The 14,563-nt window shown below is 73.3% G+C and carries 12 protein-coding genes; 4 read left to right on the plus strand and 8 right to left on the minus strand.

All coding sequences use genetic code 11. From position 1 onward, the window contains the following. Window positions 1-12 precede the first annotated feature (12 nt). Entirely contained in the window at window positions 13-918 is a 906-nt protein-coding gene (locus OG898_RS20870; RefSeq protein ID WP_266958593.1) for a hypothetical protein, read from the plus strand. A 47-nt stretch (window positions 919-965) separates the two neighbouring features. Here OG898_RS20870 and OG898_RS20875 read toward each other — a convergent pair whose 3' ends face one another. The 5 genes from OG898_RS20875 to OG898_RS20895 all read right to left on the minus strand — a co-directional run bounded on the left by OG898_RS20875 (window position 966) and on the right by OG898_RS20895 (window position 5,131). After that, window positions 966-2,366 carry an NAD(P)/FAD-dependent oxidoreductase gene (locus OG898_RS20875; protein ID WP_266958595.1) on the minus strand — a complete coding sequence of 467 codons (1,401 nt, stop codon included), beginning with the start codon at window positions 2,364-2,366 and terminating at the stop codon, window positions 966-968. A 10-nt stretch (window positions 2,367-2,376) separates the two neighbouring features. Further along, entirely contained in the window at window positions 2,377-2,991 is a 615-nt protein-coding gene (locus OG898_RS20880) for a DUF4126 domain-containing protein (RefSeq protein ID WP_250743733.1), read from the minus strand. Between the two features lie 126 nt (window positions 2,992-3,117). Continuing rightward, window positions 3,118-3,519, minus strand: a complete 402-nt coding sequence (locus OG898_RS20885; RefSeq protein ID WP_250743734.1) for a DUF3040 domain-containing protein — start codon at window positions 3,517-3,519, stop codon at window positions 3,118-3,120. A 285-nt stretch (window positions 3,520-3,804) separates the two neighbouring features. Then, window positions 3,805-4,563 carry a methyltransferase gene (locus OG898_RS20890; RefSeq protein WP_250743735.1) on the minus strand — a complete coding sequence of 253 codons (759 nt, stop codon included), beginning with the start codon at window positions 4,561-4,563 and terminating at the stop codon, window positions 3,805-3,807. A gap of 70 nt (window positions 4,564-4,633) precedes the next feature. Continuing rightward, on the minus strand, window positions 4,634-5,131 hold the full coding sequence (locus OG898_RS20895) for an SAV_6107 family HEPN domain-containing protein (RefSeq protein WP_250743736.1): 498 nt from the start codon (window positions 5,129-5,131) through the stop codon (window positions 4,634-4,636). Window positions 5,132-5,371: 240 nt separating this feature from the next. Between OG898_RS20895 and OG898_RS20900 the strand changes: the two genes are divergently transcribed. Genes OG898_RS20900 through OG898_RS20910 form a run of 3 tightly spaced genes read left to right on the plus strand, consistent with a single transcriptional unit; the run spans window position 5,372 to window position 9,059 of the window. After that, a complete protein-coding gene (locus OG898_RS20900; RefSeq protein WP_266958599.1) occupies window positions 5,372-6,334 on the plus strand; it encodes an ATP-binding cassette domain-containing protein in 963 nt (320 codons plus the stop codon). Then, window positions 6,306-8,390 carry a YhgE/Pip family protein gene (locus OG898_RS20905; protein WP_250743738.1) on the plus strand — a complete coding sequence of 695 codons (2,085 nt, stop codon included), beginning with the start codon at window positions 6,306-6,308 and terminating at the stop codon, window positions 8,388-8,390. Before OG898_RS20900 ends, OG898_RS20905 begins: the two co-directional genes overlap by 29 nt. Window positions 8,391-8,411: 21 nt before the next feature. Then, window positions 8,412-9,059, plus strand: a complete 648-nt coding sequence (locus OG898_RS20910) for a TetR/AcrR family transcriptional regulator (RefSeq protein ID WP_323182688.1) — start codon at window positions 8,412-8,414, stop codon at window positions 9,057-9,059. 505 nt (window positions 9,060-9,564) lie between these two features. Here OG898_RS20910 and OG898_RS20915 read toward each other — a convergent pair. The 3 genes from OG898_RS20915 to OG898_RS20925 are packed head-to-tail and all read right to left on the minus strand — an operon-like array spanning window position 9,565 to window position 14,407. Further along, window positions 9,565-11,991, minus strand: a complete 2,427-nt coding sequence (locus OG898_RS20915; RefSeq protein WP_266958601.1) for a DUF3488 and transglutaminase-like domain-containing protein — start codon at window positions 11,989-11,991, stop codon at window positions 9,565-9,567. Then, window positions 11,988-13,397 carry a DUF58 domain-containing protein gene (locus tag OG898_RS20920; protein WP_250743741.1) on the minus strand — a complete coding sequence of 470 codons (1,410 nt, stop codon included), beginning with the start codon at window positions 13,395-13,397 and terminating at the stop codon, window positions 11,988-11,990. Before OG898_RS20920 ends, OG898_RS20915 begins: the two co-directional genes overlap by 4 nt. Next, window positions 13,397-14,407, minus strand: coding sequence for a MoxR family ATPase (locus OG898_RS20925; protein WP_250743742.1), 1,011 nt, complete (start codon window positions 14,405-14,407; stop codon window positions 13,397-13,399). The genes OG898_RS20920 and OG898_RS20925 overlap by 1 nt, the downstream gene beginning before the upstream one ends. Between the last annotated feature and the right edge of the window lie 156 nt (window positions 14,408-14,563).

Raw genomic sequence — 14,563 nt, forward strand, 5'->3', positions numbered from 1 at the left:
GAGGGGCCCCGCATGGGAATGACGGTCCTCTACATCGCGTTCGGTTTCGTCGCGCTGTGGCTGCTTGCCGAGGTCCTGATGCAGTACAAGGCCCGGCTGCGCTGGCGCCTGCTCGCCTTCGCCGGCTTCGTCGGCGTGGTCGCAGGCGTCGTGCTGCCGTCGGTGCTCGTCATCGGGGCCGGAGCCGTCGCGTTCGCGATCGGCCAGACGCTGGTGACCCTCTCCTTCCGCAAGGGCTTCGTGTCCGGCTGGTCGCTGCGCCGGGGCAAGGCCCCCGAGCCCGAGCTTCCGCAGAGCCGGCGCCGCCGGGGCGGGGCCGGAGCGCGCCCGGAGCCGGCCCTGGAGGTGACGGCCCTGGAGTACGGGCCCGACCCGGCCGAGGACGGGGACCATGACTCCGACGAGGACGCCGGTGCGTTCACCGCGGGGGCCGTGCGCCAACAGGTGCAGGGGTTCTACCCTCCGCAGCCGGCCGCCGAGGCGTCCGGTGCGTACGGGGCTCCCGGCGAGACCAGCACCTTCGCCTCCCCGTTCACCCCCTTCGCCCCGGCCGAGCAGGACGCCCACCAGTACGCGGCGTACTACGACCCGCAGACCCAGGGCGGCTACGACTACACCACCGGCTATCCGGCCCCCGGCGAGCAGCAGGTCTACGCCGCCTACTCGGATCCGTACATCGGCACCGGCGGAACCGTCGCCCCGCAGCAGCCGTACGGCTACGAGGCCCCCTACGGCGGCTACGCCCCGGACCCATACGCGACCGGGCAGCAGGAGCAGTACTCCATGGACACCCCGCCCGGCGGGGTCTGGGTCCCGCAGCAGCGCGACGCGAACCAGCCCTACCCGGCGGACGAGCAGCAGCAGCCGTACCCGTATCCGTACCAGGGCACGGGCGAGTACGAGCAGTACCGCTACTAGCCGCCCGGCGGGCCGGAGGGCGGGCGGCCCGCGCCGCGGCCGGATTGCTAGCGGGAGCCGCGGAAGTCCGCGCCCTCCACGATCAGCCCGGCCACCAGGGCGCCCGTCATTCCGGCGTGCGCCAGACCGCCGCCCGGGTGGGCCCAGCCGCCGGCCAGGTACAGCCCGGGTACGCCGGTGGTGTTCGAGGGGTGCAGCAGCCGTCCCCCGGCGCCGGCCAGTGAGGGCGCGGGCACCCGGCCGTCCACCGAGCCCGTGTCCGCGCCGACTTCGGCCGGGGTGCGCAGCTCGTGCCACAGCAGCCGCTCCCGCAGCCCGGGGACGGCCCGTGCGGCCGCCGTCAGCAGGTCCTCGGCGGTCGGAGCGGGCGCGGACCCCTGGGTCACCACGGCGTGCACGGTGACCGCCTCGTGCTCGGAGTCCGGGCGGGTGGCCGGGTCGTCGGGGCGCAGCACGGTCACCGGGCCCAGCAGCGTCCGGTGCACGGCGTCGGCGTCCCGGGCTCCGCGCAGGGCGGCGAACAGGGTGTACCAGCGGGCGGGTTCCGTGCGGGCCGGTGCGGAGTCCTGGGGGAGCGGAGCCTTCACCAGCTGCGGGTCGACGGCGCAGACCACGTGGTCGGCCGTCACCTCGGTGCCGTCGGCCAGCCGCAGCCCGGCCGCCCGGCCGTCCTGCACGAGCACCTCCCGCACCGCCGCGCCGAACTCGAAGGCCACCTTCCGCTCCAGGCACCGCTCGTACACGGCGGTGGCCAGCTCCCGGACCCCGCCGCGCACGTACCAGCTGCCGAAGGTCTGCTCCATGTAGGGGAGCACCGTCGCCGAGGCGGGCGCGGTCGCCGGATCGACCCCGTACGCCCGGACGCGCGCGGTGAGCAGCTCGTCGAAGCCGTCGCCGCCGAGCTCACGGGCGGCGACCTCGGCCAGGGTCGGCGGCCGGCGGCGCAGCAGCCCGCTCCCGCGCAGGGCCGGGTACGGATCGCGGCCCAGGGCCGACCGGTCCTGCTTCAGCGGCTCCTCCAGGAGCGGCCGGCGGGTGGCGTCCCAGGCGTCCCGGGCGCGGCCCAGGACCGCGCTCCAGCGGTCCCCGGAGCCGGGTCCGAAGGCCGCGTCGACGGCGGCGGCGGCGCCGCCGTGCGAGCCGCCCGGGAAGGTGAGCGTGCGGCCGTCCGGGAGGACGTAGCGGACGGCGGGGTCGATCTGGACCAGCTCCGCGCACTCCTCCAGGGGGCGCTTGCCGGTCTTGACGAACAGATCGCGGTAGACGGCGGGCAGGTGCACCAGGCCGGGGCCGGTGTCGAAGACGAAGCCGTCGCGGGCGTACCGGCCGACGGCTCCGCCGTAGGTCGCCCCGCGCTCGTACACCGTCACCTGATGCCCGGCGACGGCCAGCCGTGCCGCCGTCGCCATCGCGCCCATCCCGGCGCCGATCACCGCAATTCGTGCCATGCGGCTGAGCCTATCGAGCGACGCGTGCGACCTCGGCGGCGAGTCTCTTCTCCTCGCGGCGCTGGGCGCGGCGGCGCAGGAAACGGCGGATCTTGGCCCAGAGGTAGATCAGCAGGGCGAGTCCGATGATCAGCAGGACGGCGCAGATGATCGCGGCGGCCTCGGGATTGAACATCGCGAAGGTGACGATCCCGCCCACGCCGAGGTCCTCGGCGGTGCTCATGACGACGTTGCTGAACGGTTCGGGCGAGGTGTTGATCGCCATGCGCGTGCCGGCCTTGACGAAATGGCTGGCCAGGGCGGTGGTGCCGCCGACCGCGCCGGCGGCGATGTCGGAGAGCGAGCCGCTCTGCCCGGCCAGCAGTGCGCCGACCACAGCTCCGGACACCGGGCGGATCACCGTGTGGACGGTGTCCCAGAGGGAGTCCACGTACGGGATCTTGTCGGCGACCGCCTCGCACAGGAAGAGGACGGCGGCCACGATCAGCACGTCGGTGCGTTGCAGGGAGGCGGGGACCTCGTCGGTCAGGCCGACCCTGCCGAAGATGCCGAGCAGCAGGACCACGGCGTAAGCGTTGATCCCACTGGCCCAGCCGCTGGTGAAGACCAGGGGGAGCACACTCATCTGATCATCATGTCCCAGAAGCCGTGATCCGGCGCGGAATCAGTGAGTACGGCAGCAGCGAGGACAGCAGTGAGGGGACGGCCGCCTTCCGGCGGCCGTCCCCTCACCCGAGTCTGTCGGTGGGGCCTACTGCCCCTGTTCGTCACGGCGGCGCTGCCACCGTTCCTCGATACGGGTCATCATCGACCGACGCTGGCGGTTCTGCCCGTGGGGCGAACCACCTGCACTACCGGAGACGGGCTGCTCACCAGGCTTGGGTGCCTTGCGCCAACCGGTGACCACGAGCACCGTACAGCCCAGCATGACGAGGAATCCCACCACGCTGATCCACAGTACGTTCGGCACGATCACACCGGTCATGAGGAGCGCGATACCCACCACAATGCCTGCGACTGCCTGGTAGACCCGTCGCCGGGTGTACGTGCGCAGTCCGCTTCCCTCAAGCGCTGTAGCGAATTTGGGATCTTCGGCGTACAGCGCTCGCTCCATCTGCTCGAGCATTCGCTGCTCGTGCTCCGAGAGCGGCACGGGAGTCCTCCTCATCCGTCGGTCGCGGGGGGTAGCGACCAGGGGTCCCCTTCAGGATAGGCGGGGAATCGCCCCCGTGATACCCGCCCTCTACGCCACGTTCTAAAAAAACACTGCCCGTAAAAAGTACCGCTTGGGGAATGCTCAGCGCCGTCTTGAACGGCCCACTGAGGGCGTTATTCCCCAGAGGTCCGCTCGGCATGCCGGTCGCTGACCCCGATCATACGGGTCACGACGCCGGTTCGGAGGGTGAGTGGCGCACCGCGTTCCCGGAAGCTCCGCAGATCAGGCGGGCTTCTCGCCGAGGACGTGCAGCTGCGTGGCGACCGCGTGGAACGCCGGGAGCTCGGCGGCGGCCTCTTCCAGGCGCATCAGGGCCTCGACGGCGCCCGGCTCGGTGTCGACCAGCACGCCGGGGACGAGGTCGGCGAAGATCCGCACCCCGTGCACCGCGCCCACGGCCAGACCCGCCTCGGAGACCAGCGCGGAGAGCTGCTCGGCGGTGAAGCGGCGCGGTACCGGATCGCCCGCGCCCCAGCGCCCGGCCGGGTCGGTCAGGGCCGTACGGGCCTCCGTGAAGTGCCCGGCCAGGGCGCGGGCCAGGACGGCCCCGCCGAGTCCGGCGCCGAGCAGGCTGAGGATGCCGCCGGGGCGCAGGGCGGCCACCGCGTTGGCCACGCCCTCGGCCGGGTCGTCCACGTACTCCAGCACGCCGTGGCAGATCACCACGTCGTAGGAATCGCGCTCGACGACCTCGAGCAGACCCTGGGCGTCTCCCTGCACCCCGCGGACCAGATCGGCCACGCCGGCTTCGGCGACCCGGCGCTCCAGTCCGAACAGCGCGTTGGGGCTCGGGTCGACCACGGTGACCCGGTGGCCGAGGTGGGCCACCGGCACGGCGAACTTGCCGGTGCCGCCGCCCGTGTCGAGCACGTCCAGCACGTCCCGCCCGGTCGCCTTCACCCGGCGGTCGAGCGCCTCCTTGAGGACCTCCCACACCACGGCGGTGCGGAGGGAGGCGCGGGGGCGGGAAGTGTCCGACACGACTGATGGCTCCTCGGCACGTTGGGTGAGCGGTCGCTGCCCACCCTATTGCCTCTGACTGCCGGGCAGGTCATCCCACGTCCGGACGCTCCGTCCGCGGCAGCGGCAGGCCTTGCGCAGGGCCCGCCGGCGCCGGCGGGTGGAGCGCGAGCATCCGCTCCACCAGGCGCACGAACATCGCTACGGCACGCACCAGATCGTCCGCGTCCCGGCCGGTGGCCGCTCCCGCGATGCCCGCCTCCGCCCGTGCCCGGCGGGCCGCGCCGGAGGCGAAGAGCGCGCTCCACTCGGTCAGTTCGGGCGCTATCTCCGGGAGCACCTCCCACGCGCTGCGGATCCGGGGCCTGCGCCGGGGGTGCACCGGTTCGGGCCGCCCGCGCACGGCGAGCACGGCCGCGGCCGTGCGCAGAGCGGCGAGATGGGCGGTGGCGTACCGCTCGTTGGGCCGGGTCAGCCGGGCGGCTTCGGCCAGGCCCTCGTGGGCCTTGGCGAGCAGATCGAGGGCGGCGGGCGGTGCCGCCGACTTCCGGGGGACGGGGTGGACAGGGGACGGGGACGGTGTGGCCATGACGAACCTCCTGTCGTTGCGTGCGCATGGCGCTGCCTGGTGTAGCTCCTACAGATCGAGCAAATCGAGCCGTTCTTACGTGTCCCCATCGTGACGGCCCCCACTGACAATCGCGCTGACCTGCGATTTTGCCCCGCACTCCGGGGTGGTGGCCGGGCAACTGCCGCCCGGTGCGCAGCGGATGCCACCGAGGATGCTAGTTTTTGAACTGACCGGTCAGTTCAAAAGAAGGGGGAGGGTGTGGACAGCCCGCACGGCGCGGCCGTCAAGGCCGAGGACTTCGGAGTCAAGGGCCCGCGCGGCTGGGTGTTCCGGGGGATCGGGATCGACGCGGCGCCCGGATCGCTCATCGCGGTCGAGGGCCCCTCCGGCAGCGGGCGGACCTGCCTGCTCCTCGCCCTCACCGGCCGGATGAAGCCCACCGAGGGCCACGCCGAGATCGGCCGCCACCGGCTGCCGAAGAACATGGCCGCGGTCCGCCGCATCGCCGCCCTCGGCCCGGTGTCCGGGGTCAACGACCTCGACCAGGCCCTCACCGTCGCCGAGCAACTGCGCGAGGGAGCCCTGCTCCAGCGCCGCTACGACGGCCCCGTGCGCGCCCTGCTCCGCCCGCGCGGCGAGCGGCGCGCCTCCACCGCGGCCCGGATCGACGCCGCCCTGGCCGCCGCCGGACTGGACGTGGCGACCCTGCCGAAGGGACCGCGCACCTCCGTACGGGACCTGGAACGGCTGGAATCCGTACGGATGTCGGTGGCCATCGCGCTGCTCGGCGCACCGCGCCTGCTGGCCCTGGACGACCTGGACCTCAAGCTCTCCGACGCCGAGCGCGCCGAAGCCTGGGACCTGTTGCGCTCCCTCGCCGCCCGCGGGACCACCGTCCTCGCGGTGTGCAGCGAGGCACCGTCCGACGCGACGGTCCTGCGCACCGGCCCGGCCGCGGAACCGGCCGCGGAACCGGCCGCGGAACCCGCCGCGGCTCCCGCCGCCGACCCGGCCGCGGGATCCGCCGTGGTGCCCCGGCCCATGGACTCCAAGGTCACCTGGGGTGTCCAGGACGCCGCCCCGCAGGACTCCGACGGCAACGCCGACACCGATGCAGACACCGATGCCGGCGCCGACTCCACGGCCGCCGCCCACGACTCGCACGACCCGCACGACACGAAGGGGGACGACGATGCGCTCGCCGAAGCTCGCCGCGCTTGAGCTGAAGCGGTTCGGGCGGGGGAAGCTGCCCCGGGCCGCCCTCGTCGCGCTGCTCCTGCTGCCGCTGCTCTACGGAGCCCTGTACCTGTGGTCCTTCTGGGACCCCTACAGCCGCCTCGACAAGGTGCCGGTCGCCCTCGTCAACTCCGACCGGGGCGCCACCGTCGACGGGAAGCAGATCGACGCCGGCGGTGAGATCACCCGCAAGCTGCACGACAGCAAGACCTTCGACTGGCGCGAGGTGAGTGCCGAAGAGGCGGCCGAGGGGCTGGAGAACGGCACCTACTACCTCTCCCTCACCATGCCCGCCGACTTCAGCTCGAAGATCGCCTCCAGCTCCGGCGAGGACCCCGCCACCGGAGCCCTCCAGGTCCGCACCAACGACGCGAACAACTACATCGTCGGCTCGATCTCCCGCACCGTCTTCTCCGAGGTCCGCTCGGCGGCGTCGACCAACGCCTCCCGCGGTTTCCTCGACAAGATCTTCGTCAACTTCTCCGACCTGCACGGCAAGACCGCCGAGGCCGCCGACGGGGCCGACAAGCTCACGGACGGGGCGGGCAAGGCCCGGAAGGGCGCCAAGGACCTCGCCGACGGCCTGGACACGGCGAAGGAGAAGAACGGCGAGCTCACCGGAGGGCTGAAGAAGCTGAACGGGGCCGCCGCAGAGCTGGAAACGGGCACGAAGGACATCGCGGCCGGCACCCAGAGGCTCGCCGACAAGGTCGGCGGCGTCGCCGAGAAGGCCCGCCCCTTCCTGAAGGACCCCAAGAGCCTCGCGGACAGCGCCGAACTCGTCGCCGACACCGCCCAGGTCGTCGACAAGCACCTCGAAGACTTCGCCAAGGCGGCCCCGGCCGCCGCCACCGTCACCCGGCGCGTCTCCACCGGCGCGGCCGACGTCTACGCGAAGACCTGCACCACCGGCGCGAAGCCGGTCCCGGACACCTGCCCGCAGCTGAAGCGGCTCAAGGACGACGCCGCCGAAGCCGCCGAGCTCGCCGGTGACGTGGACACCCTCCTCAAGAACGCGGGCGGCGACCTCGCCACCCTCCACAAGCAGCTCGACGACCTGGAGCGCGAAGCCCGCCTCCTCGTCAAGAAGGCCCCCGGCCTCTCCGCGGACCTCGAAGCGGCGGTCGCCCAGGTCAACGCCCTCAACGACGGCGCCCACAAGGTCTCCGACGGCATGGTCCGGCTGCACACCGGCATCGGCTCCGCCACCGAGGGCTCCGGCGCACTCGGCGTGGGCGTCGGCAAGCTCGGCGTCGGCGCGCACGACCTCGACGGCGGCCTCGTCAAGCTCGTCGACGGCAACGGCGAACTCGCAGGCGGCCTGCACGACGGCGCGGCCAAGATCCCGGCCTACGACCAGCAGCAGCGCGACGCCCGCACCGAGGTCATGGCCGACCCGGTCCGGCTCGCCAACCAGTCCCTGCACAAGGCGCCCAACTACGGCACCGGCTTCGCCCCGTACTTCATCCCGCTCTCCCTCTGGGTCGGCGCGATGGTCGCCTACATGCTGATCGCGCCGCTCAACCGGCGCGCGCTCGCCACCGGAGCCTCGCCCTGGCGGATCGCCCTCGCGGGCTGGCTGCCCGTGGCCGCGATCGGCGCCGCGCAGGTAGGCGCACTGATGTCCGTACTGCACTGGGGACTCGGCCTGCAGATGGCCCGGCCGGCGCTCACCGTCGCCTTCCTGATGCTGGTCACCGGATGCTTCGCCGCGATCGTCCAGTGGCTCAACGCCAAGTTCGGCGCCGCCGGCCGGATCCTGGTCCTGGCCGTCCTGATGCTCCAGCTCACCTCGGCGGGCGGCACCTACCCCGTCCAGACCAGCCCCGGCTTCTTCAACGCCATCCACCCCTACCTGCCGATGTCGTACGTGGTCGAGAGCCTGCGCCGGCTCATCACCGGCGGCGACCTGGCCCCGGTCTGGCAGGGCTGCGCGGTCCTCACCGCCTTCACGGTGGGCGCCCTCGCACTGACCGCCCTCGCCGCCCGCGGCAAGCAGGTGTGGACGATGGACCGGCTGCGCCCGGAACTGAGCCTGTAGCCCGGAGAGACAGGTCGACCTGTGAGAATCAGCGCCATGGAAAGCAGCAGCACCGGTACGGTCGCGGGCGGCGGCCGCCGCCAGGCCACACGGCAGAAGCTCTACGAAGCAGCCGTCACCCTCATAGCGGAGCAGGGCTTCTCCGCGACCACGGTCGAGGAGATCGCCGAGCGGGCGGGCGTGGCGAAGGGCACCGTCTACTACAACTTCGCCAGCAAGAACGACCTCTTCGAGGAGCTGCTGCGGCACGGGGTCGGACTCCTGACCGAGTCCCTGCGGACGGCGGCGGAATCGACCGAGGCCAGGGGCGGGACCCGGGTCGAGGCGCTCGACGAGATGATCCGGGCCGGACTGGTCTTCATCGACCGGTACCCCGCCTTCACCCAGCTCTACGTCGCCGAGCTGTGGCGCACCAACCGGACCTGGCAGTCCACCCTGATGGTCGTCCGGCGGGAGGCCGTCGCCGTCGTGGAGACGGTGCTCCGGGAAGGCGTGGAACGGGGTGAGCTCAGCGCGGAGATCGACGTACCGCTGACGGCCGCGGCGCTGGTGGGGATGGTGCTGGTGGCGGCGCTCGACTGGCAGTCGTTCCAGAGCGAGCGGTCGCTCGACGACGTGCACTCGGCGCTGTCGCTGCTGCTGCGGGGCCGGGTGAGCGGGAACCGCTGACGGGTGACGGTGTACCGGTGACCCGATCGGCGGTGCCGCGAGGGCGGCGGGGCCGCGTAGAACTGGTAACTGCTGGGGCGGGTGAGTATCCGTACCTAGACGCGGAAATGAGTACCTGCGCGGATGGGGTGCGGCTCGTCGGCACGCCAGACTGGGGGCAACGGACAGGGACCCGGCTCGCACCGCCGACACGGGGCGGCAGGTGCGGATCGGGTCTCTCTGGCCGACGGGGTGGGAACGCGGCCGAAGCCGGGGCTCGGGGGGATCGAGCCCCGGCCTCGGCCCTTTCCCGTTCCGGGCCCGAATCCCGTGCGCGGCGCCGTTGCCGGGGGCCAGCCCCCGGACCCCCGCTCCTCAAACGCCGGAGGGGCTGAATTCCGCTCGGCGGGGCTGGATGTATCCAGCCCCGCCGGCGTTTGAGGCGATCTTTTCGGGTCCGGGCAGCGCCCGGGGAACGGTGGAAGGGCGGGTAGGGGACCGCCCCGCAGGGCCCCACCCCCCGCCGTCAGCCGCGGCCGCGGAGCGGGATCCGGGTGCGGAGACGGGCCGTGGCGGCAGCCGCGCGGTCGGTCAGGGCCGACCGACGGGCCGAGGCCGCCCAGCCGAGCCGCGCCGCCGAGCGGGGGAAGAACAGCGCGCGCAGCCGCGCCCGGCGGGACACGCCGTCGAGGAGCCCGGCGCGGGCCAGCAGGACGTCCTGCGCCAGCTCCCCGTAAGGGGGCTCCGCCCCCGGCGGTGCGTACAGCTCCCGCTCCACCGCACCCGCGACCCGCCGTACGGCATCGGCCGCCGCCGGATCCAGCCGGCCCAGGGACACCACCCGGTCCGCCGCCCCCCGCGGGGACAGCGCCTCGTCCGGGAGGATCCCGGCGTCCCACGCCGCGTCGCCCAGCTCCCGCCAGGCGGCCAGGACCTGCCGCGATCCGAGCCGCCGCGCCCGCAGCCGCCCGCGCCACAGGAACGGGAGGAGCGGCAGGGCCAGCAGCAGGATGCCCGCGGCCGTCCAGGCCAGGACCGTGGCCGCCGAGGGGCCGTCGCCGCCCGCGCCCGTGTTCCGCTGCGCCGCGGCCGGACCGCACTCGCCCAGCTTCTTCTGGTCCGGCGGGCAGTCGTCGGCCGTCGAGGGCCCGGCCGAAGGCTGCGCCGCACTCGCGGACGGGGCCGCCGTCGGCGCGCTGGGCTGCGTCTGCGGGGTGGCGGGCCGGCTGTAGTCCGGCACCGTGATGCCCGACCGGGGCGTCGGCTCGAAGCGGGTCCAGCCCACGCCCTCGAAGTACAGCTCGGGCCAGGCGTGCGCGTCCTTCATCGAGACGTTGACGACGCCGTCGGTCTGCTTCACCCCGGGCGTGAACCCGACCGCGACCCGCGCCGGGATCCCGAGCGTGCGCGCCATCGACGCCATCGAGAAGGCGAAGTGGACGCAGAAGCCCTCCTTGTCGGCGAGGAACTTGGCGATGGCCTGCGAGCCCGTACCCGAGGAGACCTTGGTGTCGTAGCGGAAGCCGCCGCTCACCGCGAAGTAGTCCTGGAGCTTGACCGCAGCCGAGTAGTCGTCCTTCGTGCCGCGGGTCACCTCGCGGGCCGTCTGCACGACGACCGCCGGCAGGTTGTCCGGAACCTTGGTGTACTCGGCCGCGATCTCCGGATTCGCCGCCGGTGCGCTGCGCAGCTGCTCCGCCGTCGGGTTCAGCAGCAGGCTCCGCACCGTGTACTGCACGCCCTGGGCGTTCTGGAACTTGTCCTTGCCCAGCTGATCCCCGACGAGCGTGCGCCCGGCCGGCTCGAACCGCCACTTCCCGGTGATGTCCACGCCCATCGCCGGATACGGCATCGGCAGGTAGCGCTGCGCGTACGTCTGCGCCGAGGAGATGAAGGTCTGCACCTCGGCCGCGCCGTTCAGCACGCCGTCGCTCACCCCGGGCGGGTTCGGCATCCGCTTCGGGACGTCCGTCAGGGCGCGCCCCGAGGCCTCCCACTTGATGCCGTTGAACTCGTCCAGCGCCAGGATCCGCAGGTACTGCTCGCTGAGCTTCGGGCTGTCCGTGCGGTACCGCAGCACCACCCGGTTGTCCTGGGTGTTCAGGCTGCTCTGCAGGGAGACCAGCGGGTTGACCGCCTGGATCGACGGGCCGAGGCCGTTGCCCTCGCCCTCGCCCGGGCCGGCGCCCGGGCCCAGCACTCCGCTGCCCAGCGAGGGCAGCACCGCCGGCACCGCCAGCGCCAGACCCAGCGCGACCGCGCCGATCCGCCGCCCGGTGCGCACCGGGGCGAGCGCCTGTCCGCCGCCCGAATATCCGGCCGCCACTTTGCCGCGCGGGGCCGCGCCGAAGACCCGGCCCCACTGGGCGAGCCGGTCGCGGCCCTCGGCCAGCAGGAGCAGGAGGTAGCCGCAGCCCGCGAGGAGGAAGGAGACCCAGGAGGCGCCGCCGGAGCCGGCGGCCGCGCCCGACAGGCCCGCCGCCACCGAGTACAGCGCGAGCAGCGGGAGCCCGGCCGCGGCGGCCGTCCGTACGGTCACCGCCAGCAGGTCCACCAGCAGCCCGATCAGCAGCACCCCGGACACCAGCAGCAGCCGGATCCCGTCCGTCAGCGGGGCCGGCATCGAGAACTCGTTCACGTCCGCCACGCCCTGGCGGAACAGCGCGCCGAAGTCCGTCACGAGGTAGTCCAGCAGCCCGTCGCCCTCGGCGGACTGCATCTTCCCGCCGAACAGCAGCATCAGCGCCACCAGCGACACGAGGACCTGCGCCGCCACGGTCAGCGTCCGGGCCAGCGGTACCCGCCGCGCCCCCGCGCCCACCGCGCTCTGCAGCGCCAGCAGCAGCGCCGCCTGCGGCATCCAGCCGCCCGATTCCACCAGCGGGTTCAGCGACCAGGCGGTGAACAGCGTCGCCAGAGCCGCGAAGACCGTCAGTCTCGCCCGCCCGCTCATCCCCAGCCCCCCGCCGAACCCGAACCGCCTGCCGCACCGATCGGCGCGTTGCCCGCCTGCCGCCACAGCTCCCCGAAGGGCACCCCGGGCGGGGCGGCCAGCGCCGTCCAGCCCGCGTCGCGCAGCCCGGCCAGGCGCTCCTCCAGCGGAGGCAGCCCCTGTGCCATGACCGAAGCCAGCCCCTGCGGCCGCCCGGACCAGTCCGAGGAGTCCAGTACGAACGCCACGGCGCCGCCGCCGCGTCGGCACATCTTGGCCGCCAGTCCCGTCTGTACGGTGTCCAGGTCTCCGAAGAAGGCGATGAGGAGCCCGTCACCGCCGGCTCCGCCGAAGCCGCTGCCGGCGCCGTTGCTGCGTACCGCGTCGCAGGCCCGCGAGAGGCCCGCACCGTCGGAGTGGCCGACCACCGCGAGGGTGTCCATCATCAGCCCCGCCGCCTCCGCGGACTCCTGGCCGCCGGAGGTGAAGCCGCCGCCCTCGCCGGGCACGCAGTCCCCGGTGTCGGTCAGCAGCCGCACCGAGAAGCCCTGCTCCAGCAGGTGCACCAGGGTCGACGCGGCGGCGGAGACGGCCCATTCGAAGGCCGAGTCGGGGCCGGCGCCCTCGTAGGCGAGGCGCCGGGTGTCCAGCAGCACGGTCGCCCGGCTGCGCTGCGGCTGCTCCTCGCGGCGCACCATCAGCTCGCCGTAGCGGGCGGTGGAGCGCCAGTGCACGCGGCGCAGGTCGTCGCCGCGCCGGTAGCCGCGCGGGATCACGTCGTCCTCGCCCGCCAGGGCCAGCGAGCGGCGGCTGCCGTCGCCGTAGCCGGAGGACTCGCCGGTGAAGCGCACCAGGGGCAGCGCCTCGGTGCGCGGGATGACGGTGAGGGTGTCGTAGGCGGAGAAGGAGCGGGTCAGCTCGACCAGCCCGAAGGGGTCGGTGAGGCGCAGCTGGAGCGGGCCCAGCGGGTAGCGGCCGCGCAGGTCGGAGCGGACCCGGTAGGACACCTCGCGGCGGCCGCCCGGCTCCACCCGGTCCAGGACGAAGCGCGGCCGGGGCCCCAGGACGTACGGCACCCGGTCCTGGAGCATCAGCAGCCCGGTCGGCATCCGGGAGGTGTTGTCGAGCCGCAGCTGCACCCGGGCCTCGGAGCCGGCGGGCACCCGCATCGGGGTCAGCCTGCGGGTGCCGGAGACCCGGTGGCGGGTGCGGTGCAGGGCCAGGACGCAGAGCAGCGGCAGCACGGCGAGAAGCAGTCCGACCCGGAGCAGCTCGGACTGGCCGAGGACGTACGCGCACAGCCCGGCGGCGATCCCGGCGGCCAGGAAGGACCGGCCGCGGGTGGTCAGCCCGGACAGCGACGCCCGCAGCCCGCCACCTTCCTGCGGTCCCCGGCCGCCCGCGCTGTGCGGGGCGCCGGCGCTCATCAGAAGCCCCGGATGCCCGCGCCGGGCGGGATCTCGCCGCGGGACTGCGCGGCCGGTACGGGGGTGCGCTGGAGGATGTCGGCGACGACCTGCTCGGCGGTGCGCCGGCTCAGCTGGGCCTGCGCGGTGGGCAGCAGCCGGTGCGCGAGCACCGGTCCGGCCAGGGCCTGCACGTCGTCGGGCAGTACGTAGTCGCGGCCGGCCAGTGCGGCGGAGGCCTTCACGGCCCGCAGCAGGTGCAGGGTGGCGCGGGGCGAGGCGCCCAGGCGCAGGTCCGGGTGGCTGCGGGTGGCGGAGACCAGGTCGACGACGTAGCGCCGCACGGGCGCGGCCACGTACACCTCGCGGACGGCTTCGATGAGCTTGCCGATGTCGTGGGCGTGCGCGACGGCCGTCAGGTCGTCGAGCGGGGAGAGCCCGCCGTGCACGTCGAGCATCCGGAGCTCGGCCTCGGGGCTGGGGTAGCCCACGGAGACCCGGGCCATGAAGCGGTCGCGCTGGGCCTCGGGGAGGGGATAGGTGCCCTCCATCTCCACCGGGTTCTGGGTGGCGACCACCATGAAGGGGCTCGGCAGCGTGTAGGTGGTGCCGTCGATGGTGACCTGGCGCTCCTCCATCGACTCCAGCAGCGCGGACTGGGTCTTGGGGGAGGCGCGGTTGATCTCGTCGCCGATGACGATCTGCGCGAAGATCGCGCCCGGCTTGAACTCGAACTCCCGGCGCTGCTGGTCGTAGATGCTCACGCCGGTGATGTCCGAGGGCAGCAGATCCGGGGTGAACTGGATGCGCTGCACCGAACAGTCGATGGACTTGGCGAGGGCCTTGGCCAGCATCGTCTTGCCGACGCCGGGAACGTCCTCGATCAGCAGGTGTCCCTCGGCGAGCAGGACGGTCAGCGCGAGGCGGACCACCTCCGGCTTGCCCTCGATCACGCTTTCGATCGATTCCCGCACCTGCTGCGCCGTGCTGGTCAGATCCGCGAGGCTCGCTCGGTCGTCATACGTGGTCACCTGGTTCTCCTCGACCCTTTCCCAGGGCCGGCGCCCCATGGCGCATGACCGGCCCACCCCGAAACACCTCAGAAACCGCGAGCTATCAAGAACGTCGAAACGCGATCACCGGCCCGGAAGGCTTCTTCCGGGTGACGTCTCCCCGCATTCTTGACG

This window comes from Streptomyces sp. NBC_00193, from assembly GCF_026342735.1.
Classification (GTDB): domain Bacteria; phylum Actinomycetota; class Actinomycetes; order Streptomycetales; family Streptomycetaceae; genus Streptomyces; species Streptomyces stoeckheimensis.

Coding starts and splice junctions, on each gene's coding strand:
- OG898_RS20870 (WP_266958593.1), top strand. CDS start 13: ATGGGAATGACGGTCCTCTACATCGCGTTCGGTTTCGTCGCGCTGTGG.
- OG898_RS20875 (WP_266958595.1), bottom strand. CDS start 2,366: ATGGCACGAATTGCGGTGATCGGCGCCGGGATGGGCGCGATGGCGACG.
- OG898_RS20880 (WP_250743733.1), bottom strand. CDS start 2,991: ATGAGTGTGCTCCCCCTGGTCTTCACCAGCGGCTGGGCCAGTGGGATC.
- OG898_RS20895 (WP_250743736.1), bottom strand. CDS start 5,131: ATGGCCACACCGTCCCCGTCCCCTGTCCACCCCGTCCCCCGGAAGTCG.
- OG898_RS20905 (WP_250743738.1), top strand. CDS start 6,306: ATGCGCTCGCCGAAGCTCGCCGCGCTTGAGCTGAAGCGGTTCGGGCGG.
- OG898_RS20915 (WP_266958601.1), bottom strand. CDS start 11,991: ATGAGCGGGCGGGCGAGACTGACGGTCTTCGCGGCTCTGGCGACGCTG.
- OG898_RS20920 (WP_250743741.1), bottom strand. CDS start 13,397: ATGAGCGCCGGCGCCCCGCACAGCGCGGGCGGCCGGGGACCGCAGGAA.